A 16075-nucleotide genomic window follows, 5' to 3' on the forward strand; every position below is an offset into this window, starting at 1 on the left:
GCAAAACTGTTCGCGATGTCCTCGCACACCTGTTCGCGATGTCTCCGGTCCAAACACCCTGGTGGGAGAAGGGGAGGGAGTTCAGGGCTTGTGGATCAGGGCGGCGCCCAGGATGGGACCCGGCATGCCGTCCTTGCCCACCGATTGCAGCAGCACGGCGCAGCCGCCTTTCTTGGTAATCACGCTCATCGGCAGTTCGTAGCGCTGCGCCTTGCCGTGCCACATGCCGGCGGTCTGGATGCCGGAGACGGCGTTCCAATAGGTCATGCTGCGGCCGGTGTTCTCGCCCTTGCCGATCTTGATCGTCTGCGGCGGGTCGAAATAGACGATGACGACATGGGCATCGCTGGGGCCGCTCCCGGCATCGCCGGCGTCGATGATGACGCGGTCGCTGGTCCGGCTGACGTCGATCGGGACCTGCATGCCTTCGCCGGACGTTTCCATGCGGGCGAGCGCGCCGTCGACTTCCTCGCGGCGGGCGCCGTTGACATGGCTGCGGCCATTGATGACGGCCTGCGGCGTATAGACCGAGCGGCTGCCAAAGGCACGCATATACTCATACTGCCGCTCGGTGTTCTCCTTGCGGCTCAGCGTGTCCTTCCAACCGAGATAATCCCAGTAGTCGACATGATAGGCGAGCGCGACGATGTTCTCCTTGGCGGCAAGCTCGGCGAAAAACGCATCGGCCGGCAGGCAGGAACTGCAGCCCTGGCTGGTGAAGAGCTCGACCACGCCCAAGGGCTGGCCGACCAGGGATTTATCTGTCTGGGAGCGGTCGGCCTCGCCGGCAAGCGCATTGGCGGCAAGTCCAGCGCCAGCAAGCACCGAGAGGGCCAGCGCAAATACCGCAAGCCGCAATGGTTTTCGAGGTGTCATGGCCGTTTCGACTCCCGCCGGTGATGGCCGGCTTTGTTCTGGTTGGCGAAATATGTGGCAGAAGCGGCAGTCAACGGGAAGTCACGTTGCGGTGAAACTTTTACCGCTGCAGCCAACTGCAAGGGCGCTCCAGGACGGGCTACACTTCAGGGATACCGATTCGGGCGACAATCAGCATGTGGCAAACTCTCCTGACGCCGGTCGACCTGTACTGCGAGCGGGTCGGGCCACAGTTCTGGGCCGAACCGGTCAACGCACTGACCAATATGGCTTTTCTTGTCGCCGGGCTGTGGGGTGTCCGGGAGGTGCGCCGGCGCGGCACAGGCATCTTCGCCGAAATGCTGGCCTGGTGGGTGGTGGCGATCGGCATCGGCTCGGCGCTGTTCCACACCTTTGCCAACCATGCCACGGTCTGGGCCGACCTGCTGCCGATCGCCGGGTTCACGCTGGCGTACACGCTGTTCAACCTGCGCCGTTTCCTCGGCATGAAATGGGGCAAGGCGATCGCCATCTTCTTCGCCTTCTATGCCGTCACCGGGTTGTTGACCTTTGCCGTGCCGGACTGGCTGCGCCAGGCATCGAACGGCACGACCGGCTACCTGCCGCCCTTCCTGGCGCTCGCCTTCTTCGGCGCCTGGGTGGCGGCGAGCGGCAACCGCGCCGGCTGGTACAATCTGGCGGGCTCGGCGATCTTCGTCGTGTCGGTCATCTTCAGGACGATCGATCCGCTGGTCTGCGGCAGCTTCCCGCTCGGCACGCATTTCCTGTGGCACATCCTCAACGGGCTGATGCTCGGCGTGCTGCTGGCGGCGGCGGCGAGGTTCGGGAAGGGAGGGCAGTAGGCAGTAGGCAGTAGGCAGTAGGCAGTAGGGGAGGTGTTTCCTGCCCCTACTGCCCTACTCCCTATTCCCTCACCTTATGCTGCCAGATCGCGCAGTACATATTGCAGGATGCCGCCGTTCTTGAAGTAGTCGAGCTCGTCCAGCGTATCGATGCGGCAGATGATCGGAATGTTCTTCACCGTGCCGTCGCCATAAGTGATCTTCGCGATCATCTTCTGACGCGGCTTGATGGCGCTCAGTCCGTCGATTTCGACCAGTTCGTCGCCCTTGAGGTTGAGCGAGGCCCATGAGGTGCCTTCCTCGAAGACGAAGGGGATGACCCCCATGCCGACCAGGTTCGAGCGGTGGATGCGCTCGAAGGACTGAGCGATGACGGCGCGAACGCCCAACAGGTTGGTGCCTTTGGCCGCCCAGTCGCGCGACGAGCCGTTGCCGTATTCGACACCGGCGAAGATGACCAGCGGCACGCCTTCCTTCTTGTACTCCATGGCGGCGTCGTAGATCGATTTCTCTTCCTTCGACGGATAGTGGATCGTGTAGCCGCCCTCGCGGCCGTTCTCACCCAGCATGTGGTTGCGGATGCGGATGTTGGCGAAGGTGCCGCGCATCATCACCTCGTGATTGCCGCGCCGCGTGCCGTACTGGTTGAAGTCGGCGACGCCGACGCCATGGTCGGTAAGATACTTGCCGGCCGGCGAGGCCGCCTTGATCGAGCCGGCCGGAGAGATGTGGTCGGTGGTGATTTTGTCGCCGAACAGCCCGAGCACGCGGGCGCCCTTGATGTCGCCGATCGTGCCGAAGCCCGATGTCATGCCGGCGAAGTAGGGCGGGTTCTGCACATAGGTCGAATTGTTGTCCCAGGCATAGGTCTGGCCTTCCGGCACCTTGACGTTCTGCCAGTATTCGTCGCCCTTGAAGACGTCGGCATATTTGCGGGCGAACAGTTCGCGCGTCACGTTCCTCTCGATGAACTCCTGGATCTCGACCGAGCTCGGCCAGATGTCCCTGAGGTAGACCGGGTTGCCGTCGCGGTCCTCGCCGAGCGGTTCGGTGGTCAGATCCTTGGTCACGGTCCCGGCCAGTGCGTGGGCGACGACCAGCGGCGGCGAAGCGAGGTAGTTCGCCTGCACGTCGGGCGAGACGCGGCCTTCGAAATTGCGGTTGCCGGAAAGCACCGCGGCAGCAATCAAGCCCTTGTCGTTGATGGTTCTGGAGATCGGCGCCGGCAACGGGCCGGAATTGCCGATGCAGGTGGTGCAGCCGAAGCCGACCAGATTGAAGCCGATCTGGTCCAGTTCCTTCTGCAGGCCGGATTTCTCCAGATATTCGGCGACGACCTGGCTGCCCGGCGCCAGCGATGTCTTGACCCACGGCTTCTGCTTGAGCCCGAGCCGGTTGGCGTTGCGTGCCAGCAACCCGGCGCCGATCAGCACGCTCGGGTTCGACGTGTTGGTGCAGGAGGTGATGGCGGCAATGACGACGTCGCCATGGCCAAGGTCGTAGTCGGTGCCCTCGACGGCATAGCGCCTGTTGATTTCGACCGCCTTCTTGTATTCGGTTTCCATCGCCTTGACAAAGCCGGCCGGAATGCCTTCAAGCGCGACCCGGCCCTCTGGACGCTTGGGGCCGGCCATCGACGGCACGACACTGCCGAGATCGAGCTCGAGCAGGTCGGTGAAGACCGGATCGGCCGACCCGGTATCGCGCCACATGCCTTGCGCCTTGGCGTATGCCTCGACCAGCGCGATGCGGTTTTCCTCGCGGCCGGACATGGTGAGATAGCGGATGGTTTCGCCATCGACCGGAAAGAAGCCGCAGGTCGCGCCATATTCGGGCGCCATGTTGCCGATGGTGGCGCGGTCGGCCAGCGTCATGTTGGACAGACCCGGACCGAAGAATTCGACGAACTTGCCGACGACGCCCTTCTTGCGCAGCATCTGGGTGACGGTGAGCACGAGATCGGTGGCGGTGACGCCTTCCCTGAGCCTGCCGGTGAGCCGGAAGCCGATGACTTCGGGCAACAGCATGGAGACGGGCTGGCCAAGCATCGCGGCCTCGGCCTCGATGCCGCCGACGCCCCAGCCGAGCACGCCAAGGCCGTTGATCATGGTGGTGTGCGAATCGGTGCCGACGCAGGTGTCGGGATAGGCGGTGGTTTCGCCGCCTTCAGTGTTGGTCCACACGACCTGGCCGAGATATTCGAGATTGACCTGGTGGCAGATGCCGGTGCCGGGCGGCACGACGCGGAAGTTGCGGAAGGCCTGCTGGCCCCATTTCAGGAATTTGTAGCGTTCCTCGTTGCGCTCGTATTCAAGCTCGACATTCCTGGCGAAAGCCAGCGGCGTGCCGAACTCATCGACGATGACCGAGTGGTCGATGACCAGGTCGACCGGCACCAGCGGATTGATCTTTTGCGGGTCGCCGCCGAGCGAGGCCATGGCATCGCGCATGGCGGCCAGGTCGACCACGGCCGGAACGCCGGTGAAATCCTGCATCAGCACGCGGGCCGGGCGATAGGCGATCTCGACCCCGGCGGTGCCCCTGTCGGTCAGCCAGCCGGCAACCGCCTGGATGCTCTCCTTGGTGACGGAACGGCCGTCCTCGTTGCGCAGCAGGTTCTCCAGCAGCACCTTCATCGAATAGGGCAACTGGGCGATGCCGGTGAGGCCGTTCTTCTCGGCCTCGACGAGGTCGTAATAAACATAGTCGGAGCCGCCCGCGGTCAGCGTGCGGCGGCAATTGAAACTATCGAGGGATTTTGACACGTGCGATCCGTCCTTGTCTGTTCAGCCTGAAAGGGAACGGACGCCGATGGCATGCAATCACGCGCAAAGGTGCGGGTACGGCCATTTCCGCTGTCCGTTCCCAGCCAACCCGAGCCGTTCAAGGCGGCGCGTGCGCTGGTTCGGCGCTAATTCGCTTCCCGTGCCGACCGCTGGCACGGATGCCCCGCATATAGAGAATTTCCTGGAATAGTTCTAGACAGTCGAACGGCTATTTTGTGCGATGCGGCAGCTGCCGTGAAGCGATGTTTTCGGGACGGGCATGGAATGCGGCTGATCGCCGAAAATCTGGGCGGCGAACGCGGCGGCGAGGCGGTTTTTTCCGGCCTCGACTTTGCCCTTGGCAAAGGCCAGGCGCTGATCGTCACCGGGCCGAACGGCGCGGGAAAATCGACACTGCTCAGGGTCGTTGCCGGGCTGCTGCCGGTGGCGGCAGGCCGTTTGCTTGTCGAAGGTGGCGGTGAGGATTTTCCGTCGGTCGCCTCGGCCTGCCACTATCTCGGCCACCAGAATGCGATGAAGACGGCGCTGAGCGTGGCGGAAAATCTGCGCTTCTGGCGCGATTTTTCGGGCGCGGATTTCTTGAGCGCCGAAGAGGCGCTGGCAATGGTCGGGCTTGACGGTATCTGCCATCTGCCGTTCGGCTATCTCTCCACCGGGCAACGCCGCCGCGCGGCGATCGCAAAACTGATGGTCAGCCGGCGGCCGCTGTGGCTGCTCGACGAGCCGACGGCCGGGCTGGACAAGGCTTCGGAAGAGCGATTCGGCCGGCTGATGCGGGAGCATCTGGACGAGGGCGGAATCATTATTGCGGCGACGCATCTGCCACTGGGGTTGGAGGGGGCACAGGAATTGAGGATGGGGGAAACTCGGTAATGTCGGCGTTCCCGCCTGGGCAAGGGCATCTAAAACCATGCTAGTCCTCTTCCTGCGCGACATTCGCCTGAGTATCCGGGCCGGCGGCGGGGCGCTGACCGGCGTGATCTTCTTTCTCGCGGTGATCGCCACGATCCCCTTCGGCGTCGGGCCAGACCTCAATCTGCTTGCCCGCATCGGCCCGGCGATCCTGTGGATCGGCGCCTTGCTGGCTTGCCTGCTCGGTCTCGATCGATTGTTCCAGGCCGACCGGGAAGACGGCTCGCTCGATCTGCTGGTGCTCGGCGACGACCGGCAGATGCTGGCGCTGACCGTGCTGACGAAATGCCTGGCGCATTGGGCAGGAAGCGTGCTGCCGCTGGTCATCGCCGCACCCTTGCTCGGCCTGTTCATGAACATGGAGCCGATCGGCATCGGCGCCACGGCGCTGACCCTTCTGGTCGGCACGCCGGCGATCACCTTCATCGGCGCGGCCGGTGCGGCGGTAGCGGTAGCACTGCCGCGCGGCGGGCTGCTGATCTCGGTGCTGGTGCTGCCGCTGACCATCCCGGTGCTGATCTTCGGCGTCTCGGCAAGCTATGGCGCGGTGGCGAACCCTGATCCGTTTCTGCAGCCTTTCCTCATTCTTGCCGCGCTGACCTTGTTTCTTGCCGTGCTGGGGCCGGTTGCGGCAGCGTTGGCGCTGCGCCATGGAACCGACTGATTTGGCCGGCCATCGTTGGTGATTACAGGGCGTCAAAGGCTTGCGGCGCTGCTGTCGATTGCGAAGCCGATGGCGCAGGGTTAAAGGAAGGCATGTTGGAACGAAGCGAAATGGTCCGGCTGAAAGGTTTTGCACCGGAGGAGCGACCCCTATGAGCGCGCATGCGCTCTATGTGACCGCTGCCTATGCCATCACGGCCGTGGTGCTGGCCGGGCTGATCGGCTGGATCCTGCTCGACCAGCGTGCACGCAGACGAGACCTCGCCGAGCTGGAAGCGTCCGGCGTGCGGCGGCGCTCCGACAAGGCGGGGAAATCATGAGCATGGAGACGGAAACGCCGGCGCGCTCACGCCGCCTGATCGTGCTGTTGCCGCTGCTGATTTTCCTCGGGCTGGCGGGGCTGTTCCTGGCGCAGCTGCTGTCCGGCCGCGACACGTCGGAAGTGCCATCGGCGCTGATCGGCCTGCCGGCGCCGCAGACCAATCTGCCGGCGCTGGAGGGCATGAATTTGCCGGGGCTCGATTCCAGGCAGTTCGCCGGCAAGGTCACGCTCGTCAACGTCTTCGCGTCGTGGTGCGGGCCGTGCCGCGACGAACATCCGCTGCTGCTGGCGCTGTCGCAGGACAAGCGCTTCGTCATCGCCGCCCTCAACTACAAGGACCAGCCGGAAAACGCCCGCCGGTTCCTCGGCGATCTCGGCAACCCGTTCCAGGCGATCGGCGTCGACACGGCAGGGCGCGCGGCGATCGACTGGGGGGTCTACGGCGTGCCGGAAACCTTCGTCGTCGGCAAGGACGGCAAGATCGCCTACAAGCACGTCGGCCCGCTGACGCCGGGCTCAGCACAAGCGCTGCTGCTGCCGGAGATCGAGAAGGCGCTGGCAGCACCCGGCTGATGGCCCCGCCGTTTCGTCATCCTTGGGTCTTCACTCCGCTTTGCGTCGTTACACCCAAGGATTACGAACGTGATAGGTCGACCGAAGATTTAGCCGTAGACCTGCTTGTGGACCTGGTAGAGCATTTCGCTGCGGTCGGCGCGCATGTCAGCCAGATCGCGGCTGGAAAACGAGTCGATTTCGGCGATGAGGCGGTTGTATTGCCGGCGCTTGGCGATGCTGGTGCGAGCGCGGCTCATGAGGCTGTCGAGAATCATAGCGAGGTTCCTTCTGTGCCGCATTGTCGCGGCAGGTTGTTCCTCCCTGATCGATACGCAGCATGACATAGTTATGGTGCATCGCAAAAAGAAGATGTTGCAATGCACCATTGCGCTGGGCGCATAGCCGGTTAACGGCGCATTGGCCGTCATTTGGGTTTTGCCATCTGTGCAAGGGCGGCGTTGCCCGTCTCCGTCAAGATGCGGTGAGACCGGTATCAACGATCTTGCCATATCGATCGCCGGCTGGCTTGATCGCGCCGGCACCAACGATTTGCATGACCCGGGAGAAAACCATGGCCGCCGAAGACTACGAAATTCTCGATCCACGCTTTGCGCGGCTGTTCAACGGCAATGCGCAGGTGGACAAGCTGTTCACCGGATGCCGGTGGGCCGAAGGACCGGCCTGGTTTGCGGCCGGCCGTTATGTGGTCTGGTCCGACATCCCCAACAATCGCATGCTGCGCTACGACGAGACCGACGGCAGCGTCAGCGTGTTCCGGCAGCCGTCGGGCAATTCCAACGGCAACACCGTCGACCGGCAGGGCCGGCTGGTCACTTGCGAGCATTCGGGCCGCCGCGTCAGCCGCACCGAGCATGACGGCTCGATCACCACCATCGCCGACAAATGGCGCGGCAAGCGGCTGAACTCGCCCAACGATGCGGCGGTCAAGTCCGACGGTTCGATCTGGTTCACCGACCCGACCTACGGCATCGATACGGATTATGAGGGCGACAAGGCCGAGAGCGAGATCGGCGCCTGCCATGTCTACCGGGCCGACCCCGGCACCGGCGAGATCGAAGCGGTGATCACCGACATGGTCAGGCCCAACGGGCTTGCCTTCTCGCTCGACGAGAGCAAGCTCTATGTCGTCGATACCGGCCGCACGCATGGCGCGAAGAATCCGGCGCATATGCGGGTGTTCGATGTCGACGGGGCCGGCAAGAAGGTCTCAGGCGGAAAGGTCTTCGCCGATTGCACGGCCGGCCTGTTCGATGGTTTCAGGCTCGATGACCAAGGCCGGATCTGGACCAGTGCCGCCGACGGCATCCATTGCTACGATCCGGACGGGACGCTGATCGGCAAGATCAAGGTGCCGGAAGTCGTCGCCAATTGCGTGTTTGGCGGCAACAAGCTGAACTGCCTCTACATCGCCGGCACGACCTCGCTCTACATGGTCCGGCTGATGGTCAACGGCGCAAAGACATTTTGAGCGGCCGTGGGGATCGCGGTCGCTCCGCTCCGGGACAAGAAAGCACAGCGGCCGCCGCTTAACGCGACCGGATGAAATCGGCGAATTCCGAAATGGCGTTGTGCATTGCCAATTGGCTTGCCGGCTCCGACAGGATTTTGTCCACCTCCGGTGGCCTCTTGCCGAGCAGGGCGATTTCGAGCGCGGTGTCTTCAAAAAGCGCGAAAGACATGGTGCGCATGATCTCGGCCAGAGCCGCGCGGGCAAACAGCGAGCGCGGCGAGGCGTGCACCAGCATGGCCGGCTTGGCGACAGCGGCGTCGCGCGACACCAGCCAGTCGAGCGCGTTCTTCAGCCCGCCCGGCACGCCATGGGCATATTCAGGGCAGGAGACGATCACACCGTCAGCGGCGGTGACCGCGTCGATCAGCGCGGATGCTTGCGCTGGCGTCCGCTCGCCTTCGTCATCCGGATTGAAAATCGGCAGCCGGCCAAGCCCGTCATAGACGATGACGCGGCAGCCAGTCGGCGCATTTTGCGCCAAACCCGCGCTCAACGCCGAATTGGTTGAGGCGGCGCGCAGGCTGCCAGAGATTGCAAGGATGTTGAGCAAAGGAATGGAGATCAGCTTGGGCGATTCGTGGTCGGGCACACTACCACATGGTGTGTTTGTATTCTTCGTCCAGCCAGCGGTCGGTCGCCTCGGCCGAATCGGCAAGCGCCAGCTGGTCGCGCAGGATCTGGCCGAGCGTCGGCAGCGTCGCGCGGTCGTACCAGGTTTCCGGCTTCCACAGATCGGAGCGCATGAAGGCCTTGGCGCAATGCATGTAGGCGGCCTTGACCGTCACCAGGACGACGCTTTGCGGTTCCTTGCCGTCGACGGCGAGCCGCTCGCGCAAAGCCGCATCGACGGTGATGCGGGCGTCGCCGTTGACGCGCAGCGTCTCGTTCATGCCCGGGATGAGGAAGAGCAGCCCGACCGAAGGGTTGAGAAGAATGTTCTCCAGCGTGTCGAGCCGGTTGTTGCCGGGCCGGTCGGGGATGGCGATGGTCTTCTCGTCGAGCACGGCGGCAAAGCCCGGCCTGTCGCCCTTCGGCGTCACATCGGCATTGCCGGCGCCGTCCGAGGAGCCGATCAGCACGAAGGGGCTTTTGCCGATGAAGGAACGGCTGTGGCCATCCAGCGCCTTCAGTTCCTTGCGGATCGAGCCGTCGGTCGGCCGAGGCGTCTTGTAGATCGTTCTCAGCTCTTCGCGCGTGGTGACGAATTCCATGCCGTCTCCTTGATCGTTACTTGCCGGGCTTCCCTTCCGTTCCGGTCTTGCCTTCAAGCGAATGGCGCATGATCAGCGGCATCTGGCTGAAGGTGAAAAGAAGGGTGATCGGCATGATGCCCCAGACCTTGAAGGTAACCCAGGCGTCGGTGGAAAAATTCCGCCAGACCACTTCGTTGACAAGGGCCAGGAACAGGAAAAACAGGCCCCAGCGGAAAGTGAGTTTCTTCCAGCCCTCGGCATCGAGGCTGAAGGCCGAATCGAAGACGTAGCCGAGCAGCGACTTGCCGAAGAACAGGCCGCCGAGCAGCACGCCGCCGAACAGCATGTTGACGATTGTCGGCTTCATCTTGATGAAGATGTCGTCCTGCAGGTAGAGCGTCAGCGCGCCGAAGACGAAGACGACGACGCCCGACACCATCGGCATGATCGGCAAGGTGCGGGTGAGCAGCCAGGACGCGGCCAGCGCGATCGCGGTCGCGGCCATGAACAGGCCGGTGGCGACGAAGATCGGTCCGCCGAATTCGGCCAGCACCGGAAATTTCTGCGACAGCCACGCGCCACGGGCGTTGGCGAAGAAGAACACCATCAACGGGCCGAGCTCCAACACCAGCTTGAGCAGCGGATTGACGCCTTCCTTCTTCTGTTTCTGCGGGTCGGACGGGTCGCGTTCGAGGATGCGCGGGTTCATAGGCTTTCCTTCTTGCGCATGATCCTGTCCAAAAAGCCTGCAACTTCTTGGGATCAAGCTTGTTATGCCACTCCAGCGATCGCCCTGGCGAACTCGCTTGCGGAGAATGGTTCGAGGTCGTCGACCTGTTCGCCGACGCCGATGAAATAAACCGGCAATTTGTGCTTTGCCGCAATCGCCACCAGAATACCGCCGCGTGCCGTGCCGTCCAGCTTGGTCATCACCAGGCCGTTGACGCCGGCGACATTGCGGAAGATCTCGACCTGGTTGAGCGCGTTCTGGCCGGTGGTGGCGTCGACCGTCTGCAGCACGGTGTGCGGCGCCTCCGGATCGAGCTTGCCCAGCACCCGGACGATCTTTTCGAGTTCCGCCATCAGCTCGGTCTTGTTCTGCAGCCGCCCGGCGGTGTCGATGATCAGCACATCGGAGCCGGCTTGCCTGGCCTGTTCGAAGGCATCATAGGCGAGGCCGGCGGCGTCGGCGCCAAGCTTCGAGGCGATGACCGGCGACCTGGTGCGCTCGCCCCAGATCTTCAATTGCTCGATCGCGGCGGCACGGAACGTGTCGCCGGCGGCGAGCATCACCGACAGTCCGCCGTCGGTCAGCTTTGCCGCCAGCTTGCCGATGGTCGTGGTCTTGCCGGTGCCGTTGACGCCGACGACAAGGATGACATGCGGCTTGTGGCTGAGGTCGAGCTCCAGCGGCAAGGCGACATGGGTCAGCACCTTCTCCACCTCGGCCGCCATGATGGCGCGCACTTCCGTCTCGGAGACGTCCTTGCCGTAGCGGCTGGCAGCCAGCGAATCGGTGATGCGCAAAGCCGTCTCCATGCCGAGATCGGCGCGGATCAGCACGTCCTCCAGATCCTGCAGCGTGTCCTCGTCGAGCTTGCGCTTGGTGAAGACGCCGGCGATGTTGCCTGACAGTTCCCGGGAAGAGCGGGCGAGCCCCTCCTTCATGCGCTGGAACCACGAGCGTTTCGGCGCCGGTTCCGGCCCCTTCTGCGGTTCGGCTCTCTGCTCGACCTTCTTGGTGACGGTGACCTTGCCGGGAGCCGGCTTTGGCTCCGGTGGCGGTTGCGGAACGGGCTCGCGCTTTACCTCCCCATCGAGGGGAGGGTGGGGCGCTGGAATGGCTTCAGGTTCGGGCGCAATCTCCGCAAGGACCGGCTTTGCCTCGACTGGCGCCGGCTGGCGAATGGGGGGCGGGATCTCGGCCGCCGGCGCCTCAGGCTCGGGCGCAGTTAAGGGGGCCCCGGCTGGCGGTGCGGCATCTTGCGCAGGTCCGCGCTGCCCCTCACCCTTACCCTCTCCCCGCAAGGGACGGGGAGAGGGGGGCGTCAGCGCAGGCGCTTCTTCTTTGCCGCTTGCAAAAGGAAGCTCGGCGAAACGATCCGCCCCCTTCTCCCCGTCACTATACGGGGAGAAGGTGCCGGCAGGCGGATGAGGGGCAGCGCCAACCTCTGATGCCTGAGGCTCAGTCTGCACGATTTCTGGCTGCGTCAGCTCTGGTTCGGGAGCCGCCGGAATCTCCTCTGGCGCCGGCTCCTCGGCAGGCGGCTGCAACTCCTCGACCGGACCAGGCTCCGGCTGGACGTCCGGCGCGGGGGGAATGATCGGGGCGGGCTCGGCCTCTTCAACAGGCGCCGGTTGCGGCGCGGGCGGTGCTTCCGGCTCGACCGCCGGGACGGCTTCCGCTTCGGGCCAAGGCTCTTCGCGTTTCAAAAATTCCGGAACGGCTTGCTCGGCCGCCGGTTTCAGCGCCTCGAGCGCATCCCATTTGATCGGCGGCAGCGGTGCGGTCTCGTCGATCCGCTCCTCGACCACTTCCTTCTTGCCGAACGAAAATATCTTCTTGAGAAAACCAGCCATGTTCTTGCGTCTCAGGCGGCGCGGGCGGCAGGCGGCGCCGCGATCAGTCTGACACCGTCATCGCCGGCGATAGCGGCGTCAACGATTTCGCCCGGCGCGCCGGCGGAGACCGCAGCGAGCGTGAACCCTTCGGTGCGGCCGAGCCCGTCGCGCTCGACCAGGATCGACTGGCGTGTTCCGGCGAGCGAGGAAAGGTGGCTGCGATAGGCGGTGTCACCGGCGGCGCGCAGCCGTGCCGCACGCTGCTTGACCAGTTCGCGGCGAAGCTGCGGCATGCGCGCGGCGGGGGTGCCTTCGCGCGGCGAAAACGGAAAGACGTGGAGATGCGTCAGGCCGCATTCCTCGACGATCTCCAGCGATTTTTCGAACATGGCGTCCGTCTCGGTCGGGAAGCCGGCGATGATGTCGGCGCCGAAGACGATGCCGGGACGCAATTTGCGCAAATCCTGGCAAAAACGGATCGACTGATCCCGGTTGTGCCGGCGCTTCATCCGTTTCAGGATCATGTCGTCACCGGACTGCAGCGACAGATGCAGATGCGGCATCAGCCGGGGCTCGGTGGCGATGGCGTCGAGCAGATCGTCGTCAGCCTCGATCGAATCGATCGAGGAAAGGCGCAGGCGTTTCACGTCAGGCACCTGCTTCAGGATTGTCTTGACCAATTTGCCGAGCTTCGGGCTGCCCGGCAGGTCGGCGCCGAAACTGGTCATGTCGACGCCGGTCAGCACGATCTCGGCATAGCCATTGCCGCTCAGCCGCTTGACCTGCTCGACCACGGCGCCCATCGGAACCGAGCGCGAATTGCCGCGGCCATAGGGGATGATGCAGAAGGTGCAGCGATGGTCGCAGCCGTTCTGAACCTGGACGAACGCCCGCGCCCGGCCTTCGATGGCGTCGACCATGTGGCCGGCCGTCTCGCGCACCGAAAAGATATCGTTGACGCGAGCCTTTTCGGTGTCGTTGACGCCGAAATCCGGTAGCGCGCGATAGGACTGCGCCTTCAGCTTTTCCTCATTGCCAAGGACGAGATCGACCTCGTCCATGGCGACGAAATTCTGCGGCTCGGTCTGCGCGGCGCAGCCGGTGACGATGATGCGGGCCTGCGGGTTCTCGCGGCGGGCCTTGCGGATCGACTGTTTTGCCTGGCGGACCGCCTCGCCGGTGACGGCGCAGGTGTTGAAGATGATGGCGCCGCCTTCCAGCGCGCCAAGGCCGGCGCTTTCCGCCTCTCGCCGCATCACCTCGGATTCGTAGGTGTTCAGCCGGCAGCCGAAGGTGACGACGTCAACACTTTTGGGAAGAGCGGGACCCTTCTTGGCAAGCGCGGCCATCAGGCGGCGCTTTCGGTGTCGCGGGCCCACACGCCGGTCGCCGGGTCGAAGCTCCCGGAAAATTCCCATTCGGCGGCGCCGGTGAGGATGACGTGATCGTCGCCGCGCCACTCGACATGCAAGGAGCCACCTCCGGGCGTCACCAGGGAGACGCTGCGTCCGGTCCGCCTGGTGCGCGCGGCAGCGACGGCGGCGGCACAGGCCGCTGTGCCGCAGGCCTTGGTCAGGCCGGCGCCGCGCTCCCAGGTGCGGATGACCATCGTCTCGGTCGAGGTCACCCGCGCGATGGTGATGTTGGCGCGTTCGGGGAAGATCGGGTGGTTTTCGAGCAGCGGACCGAAGCGGTCGAGCTCATAGGACCAGACGTCGCGATCGACCCAGAAGATGGCGTGCGGATTGCCCATCGACACGACCGAGGGCGAGTGCAGCACCGGCGCGTCGATCGGGCCGACCTGCAGCTCGATCATGCGGGTATCGCGGAATTCCTCGGCGAGCGGAATATCCTGCCAGCCGAAATGCGGCTTGCCCATGTCGACCGAGATCAGCCCGTCGGCATGTTCTTCAGCGTTGAGGATGCCGGCGACGGTCTCGAAGGCGAATGTCTTCTGGCCGGTCTCGGCGGCAAGCGCCTGCACCACGCAGCGCATGCCGTTGCCGCAGGCCTGCGCGCCGGTTCCGTCGGAATTCAGGATGTCGATGAAAAAGGCAGTGCCCGGCGTTCTGGCGTCGTGGATCGCCATGATCTGATCGAACTTCGTCGCGGCATCGGCATTGAGCGCAAGGGCGGCAGCCGGCGCCACCCGGTCGGCGCGACCACGCATGTCGGCAACGATGATTTCGTTGCCGATGCCGTTCATCTTGGCGAAGGGGGCAGTGCTTGCCATGGATCGAAAGGTCTCATGCCGGTTTGGCGCCTATATGGCGGATAGCGGCCGGAATTACCAGTGCGAGACGCCAGCGCGACGTGCGTCGCCTTGGACGCACAAAGTACGCTCTGACATTTTTAAACCTGCGCATCGTGCTCCCTGAAAATCGATTCCGATTTTCGGGCGGATGCGGCTAAAGCGCGTCGCGTTTGAGCCGATTCATGCAACGCGCTTTAGGTTCTTGTTTTATCCATGTCGTTATCGCAATACCGCTACGCACTTTTGCGCGACATGCATTACGCCACCGCCAAGACGCCAAGCATGACCAGCAGGAAGATGATCAGCACGATGCCGATGAGAATGCGGGCGCCGGTGGCGGCGGCTCCGGCCAATGCCGGCATGCCGAGCAGGCTGGCCGCGGCCGCGATTATCAGAAGAATGACAATCCATTTGATCATGGGAAATCCCTCGCAGCCGACGGTTGTGGACCACCACCAACGCGTTTACGACGTCCCGGGTTCCCCCGGGGGCCTCTGGGGTCGCCAGCCTAGAGCGCCGGCACGTCCCAGACTTCGCCGGGACGCAGGGCGCGAAAGCGTTCTTGCGGGACACCTTGATCGTCGAGGGCCTCGCCAAGCTTTCTTGCCGGCTCGTCGATCGGCTCGTTGGTGAGCCGGAACGTGCCCCAATGGCAGCCGGCGGCATAGGCGGCGTCGCACAACAGCATGCCTCGCACCGCCTCCTCCGGGTTCTGGTGGTGTGGCGCCATGAACCAGCGCGGCTCGTAGGCGCCGATCGGCAGGATGGCGAGGCGGAAGCCGCCGTGCCTTGCGGCCATCAGCCGGTAGTTAATGCCATCGTGGAAACCGGTGTCGCCGGCGAAATAGACTTTTCCGCCCGGCGTCTCGACCACAAAGCCCGCCCACAGCGCCATGCGCCGGTCGCGGGTGCCGCGTGCCGACCAATGGTGCACCGGCTCGACATGGACAGCGACGTCGTTGCCGATCTCGACCCGCTCGCCCCAGTCATGCACGGAAAGCCGCATCCCGGGAACGCCGGGGTCGATGATGGCGTCGTTGCCGAGCGGCGTCAGCACCAGCGGGTCGTGCTTTGTCTTCAGCCGCTTCAGCGTGGCGAGGTCGAGATGATCGTAGTGGTTGTGGCTGACCAGCACGAGGTCGATCGGCGGCAGGTTGGAGAAGGCGATGCCCGGCGGATTGACCCGTTTCGGCCCGGCAAAGGGGAGCGGCGAGGCGCGCCGCGACCAGACCGGGTCGGTGAGGATGTTCAGGCCGGCTGTCTGGATGAGCAGCGTCGAATGGCCGACCATGGTCAGCCTCAGTTCGGAGCCGTCGATCCGTTTGGCCGGTGTCGCCTGATGAAACGGACTTGGATTCGCCGACGGCCATTTCGAGCGTTCGCCGCCCAGCTGCCACTTCAAAAGATCGGAAAAGCGGGCAGGCAACTTGCCGTTGGGATTGAAGAACAAGGTGCCGTCGAAATGATCGCTGGGCGGCCCGCTATAGTAGCGGTTGGCCGCCCTTTTCCTCGCAGCCAAGATTTCGCCTCCGGCAAGGTTCGGTTTCATCAGAGATAGGACCGAAGCGGGCTGGCGCAA

17 protein-coding genes are annotated in these 16075 nt (G+C 64.1%); 6 read left to right on the top strand and 11 right to left on the bottom strand.

From position 1 onward, the window contains the following. Positions 1-81 precede the first annotated feature (81 nt). Positions 82-876 carry a DUF1223 domain-containing protein gene (locus tag AC0L2A_RS26200; RefSeq protein ID WP_473611255.1) on the bottom strand — a complete coding sequence of 265 codons (795 nt, stop codon included), beginning with the start codon at positions 874-876 and terminating at the stop codon, positions 82-84. 176 nt (positions 877-1052) lie between these two features. Here AC0L2A_RS26200 and AC0L2A_RS26205 point away from each other — a divergent pair, with 176 nt between their 5' ends. Further along, on the top strand, positions 1053-1718 hold the full coding sequence (locus tag AC0L2A_RS26205; RefSeq protein WP_473611256.1) for a ceramidase domain-containing protein: 666 nt from the start codon (positions 1053-1055) through the stop codon (positions 1716-1718). 74 nt (positions 1719-1792) lie between these two features. Here AC0L2A_RS26205 and acnA read toward each other — a convergent pair whose 3' ends face one another. Further along, positions 1793-4483, bottom strand: coding sequence for an aconitate hydratase AcnA (acnA, locus tag AC0L2A_RS26210; RefSeq protein WP_473611258.1), 2691 nt, complete (start codon positions 4481-4483; stop codon positions 1793-1795). A gap of 285 nt (positions 4484-4768) precedes the next feature. Here acnA and ccmA point away from each other — a divergent pair, with 285 nt between their 5' ends. The 4 genes from ccmA to AC0L2A_RS26230 all read left to right on the top strand — a co-directional run bounded on the left by ccmA (position 4769) and on the right by AC0L2A_RS26230 (position 6974). Next, positions 4769-5377, top strand: a complete 609-nt coding sequence (ccmA, locus tag AC0L2A_RS26215) for a heme ABC exporter ATP-binding protein CcmA (RefSeq protein WP_473611259.1) — start codon at positions 4769-4771, stop codon at positions 5375-5377. A 37-nt stretch (positions 5378-5414) separates the two neighbouring features. After that, positions 5415-6080, top strand: a complete 666-nt coding sequence (gene ccmB, locus AC0L2A_RS26220; protein WP_473611260.1) for a heme exporter protein CcmB — start codon at positions 5415-5417, stop codon at positions 6078-6080. A gap of 151 nt (positions 6081-6231) precedes the next feature. Further along, the gene (gene ccmD, locus AC0L2A_RS26225; protein ID WP_023803344.1) at positions 6232-6399 is read left to right on the top strand and encodes a heme exporter protein CcmD; all 168 of its coding nucleotides are present in this window, start codon (positions 6232-6234) and stop codon (positions 6397-6399) included. Continuing rightward, entirely contained in the window at positions 6396-6974 is a 579-nt protein-coding gene (locus tag AC0L2A_RS26230; RefSeq protein ID WP_473611261.1) for a DsbE family thiol:disulfide interchange protein, read from the top strand. The genes ccmD and AC0L2A_RS26230 overlap by 4 nt, the downstream gene beginning before the upstream one ends. Before the next feature lie 89 nt (positions 6975-7063). Here the strand turns inward: AC0L2A_RS26230 and AC0L2A_RS26235 are convergent, their stop codons facing one another. After that, positions 7064-7231 carry a hypothetical protein gene (locus AC0L2A_RS26235; RefSeq protein WP_023803346.1) on the bottom strand — a complete coding sequence of 56 codons (168 nt, stop codon included), beginning with the start codon at positions 7229-7231 and terminating at the stop codon, positions 7064-7066. A gap of 296 nt (positions 7232-7527) precedes the next feature. Between AC0L2A_RS26235 and AC0L2A_RS26240 the strand changes: the two genes are divergently transcribed. Beyond that, positions 7528-8445 (top strand): SMP-30/gluconolactonase/LRE family protein, encoded by a 918-nt coding sequence (locus AC0L2A_RS26240; RefSeq protein ID WP_473611263.1) that lies wholly within the window; start codon positions 7528-7530, stop codon positions 8443-8445. A 58-nt stretch (positions 8446-8503) separates the two neighbouring features. Here AC0L2A_RS26240 and AC0L2A_RS26245 read toward each other — a convergent pair whose 3' ends face one another. From AC0L2A_RS26245 to AC0L2A_RS26280, 8 genes are all read right to left on the bottom strand, one after another. Continuing rightward, positions 8504-9037 carry an NADPH-dependent FMN reductase gene (locus AC0L2A_RS26245; protein WP_473611303.1) on the bottom strand — a complete coding sequence of 178 codons (534 nt, stop codon included), beginning with the start codon at positions 9035-9037 and terminating at the stop codon, positions 8504-8506. 40 nt (positions 9038-9077) lie between these two features. After that, on the bottom strand, positions 9078-9698 hold the full coding sequence (locus AC0L2A_RS26250; RefSeq protein WP_287222707.1) for a pyridoxamine 5'-phosphate oxidase family protein: 621 nt from the start codon (positions 9696-9698) through the stop codon (positions 9078-9080). A 16-nt stretch (positions 9699-9714) separates the two neighbouring features. Further along, complete coding sequence (locus AC0L2A_RS26255) at positions 9715-10389, bottom strand: septation protein A (protein WP_023803351.1); 675 nt, start codon at positions 10387-10389, stop codon at positions 9715-9717. 62 nt (positions 10390-10451) lie between these two features. Beyond that, on the bottom strand, positions 10452-12260 hold the full coding sequence (ftsY, locus tag AC0L2A_RS26260; protein WP_473611264.1) for a signal recognition particle-docking protein FtsY: 1809 nt from the start codon (positions 12258-12260) through the stop codon (positions 10452-10454). Between the two features lie 11 nt (positions 12261-12271). Beyond that, on the bottom strand, positions 12272-13591 hold the full coding sequence (mtaB, locus tag AC0L2A_RS26265) for a tRNA (N(6)-L-threonylcarbamoyladenosine(37)-C(2))-methylthiotransferase MtaB (RefSeq protein ID WP_473611265.1): 1320 nt from the start codon (positions 13589-13591) through the stop codon (positions 12272-12274). Further along, a complete protein-coding gene (gene dapF, locus AC0L2A_RS26270; RefSeq protein WP_128170464.1) occupies positions 13591-14475 on the bottom strand; it encodes a diaminopimelate epimerase in 885 nt (294 codons plus the stop codon). Before dapF ends, mtaB begins: the two co-directional genes overlap by 1 nt. 278 nt (positions 14476-14753) lie before the next feature. Then, positions 14754-14915: a DUF1328 family protein gene (locus tag AC0L2A_RS26275; RefSeq protein WP_023803355.1), complete on the bottom strand. Its 162-nt coding sequence runs from the start codon at positions 14913-14915 to the stop codon at positions 14754-14756. 89 nt (positions 14916-15004) lie between these two features. Continuing rightward, positions 15005-16015 (bottom strand): MBL fold metallo-hydrolase, encoded by a 1011-nt coding sequence (locus AC0L2A_RS26280; protein ID WP_473585793.1) that lies wholly within the window; start codon positions 16013-16015, stop codon positions 15005-15007. Positions 16016-16075 lie beyond the last annotated feature (60 nt).

The organism is Mesorhizobium sp. WSM4844 (assembly GCF_055811775.1).

Coding starts and splice junctions, on each gene's coding strand:
- AC0L2A_RS26200 (WP_473611255.1), bottom strand. CDS start 876: ATGACACCTCGAAAACCATTGCGGCTTGCGGTATTTGCGCTGGCCCTC.
- AC0L2A_RS26205 (WP_473611256.1), top strand. CDS start 1,053: ATGTGGCAAACTCTCCTGACGCCGGTCGACCTGTACTGCGAGCGGGTC.
- ccmA (WP_473611259.1), top strand. CDS start 4,769: ATGCGGCTGATCGCCGAAAATCTGGGCGGCGAACGCGGCGGCGAGGCG.
- ccmB (WP_473611260.1), top strand. CDS start 5,415: ATGCTAGTCCTCTTCCTGCGCGACATTCGCCTGAGTATCCGGGCCGGC.
- ccmD (WP_023803344.1), top strand. CDS start 6,232: ATGAGCGCGCATGCGCTCTATGTGACCGCTGCCTATGCCATCACGGCC.
- AC0L2A_RS26230 (WP_473611261.1), top strand. CDS start 6,396: ATGAGCATGGAGACGGAAACGCCGGCGCGCTCACGCCGCCTGATCGTG.
- AC0L2A_RS26235 (WP_023803346.1), bottom strand. CDS start 7,231: ATGATTCTCGACAGCCTCATGAGCCGCGCTCGCACCAGCATCGCCAAG.
- AC0L2A_RS26240 (WP_473611263.1), top strand. CDS start 7,528: ATGGCCGCCGAAGACTACGAAATTCTCGATCCACGCTTTGCGCGGCTG.
- AC0L2A_RS26250 (WP_287222707.1), bottom strand. CDS start 9,698: ATGGAATTCGTCACCACGCGCGAAGAGCTGAGAACGATCTACAAGACG.
- AC0L2A_RS26255 (WP_023803351.1), bottom strand. CDS start 10,389: ATGAACCCGCGCATCCTCGAACGCGACCCGTCCGACCCGCAGAAACAG.
- ftsY (WP_473611264.1), bottom strand. CDS start 12,260: ATGGCTGGTTTTCTCAAGAAGATATTTTCGTTCGGCAAGAAGGAAGTG.
- mtaB (WP_473611265.1), bottom strand. CDS start 13,591: ATGGCCGCGCTTGCCAAGAAGGGTCCCGCTCTTCCCAAAAGTGTTGAC.
- dapF (WP_128170464.1), bottom strand. CDS start 14,475: ATGGCAAGCACTGCCCCCTTCGCCAAGATGAACGGCATCGGCAACGAA.
- AC0L2A_RS26275 (WP_023803355.1), bottom strand. CDS start 14,915: ATGATCAAATGGATTGTCATTCTTCTGATAATCGCGGCCGCGGCCAGC.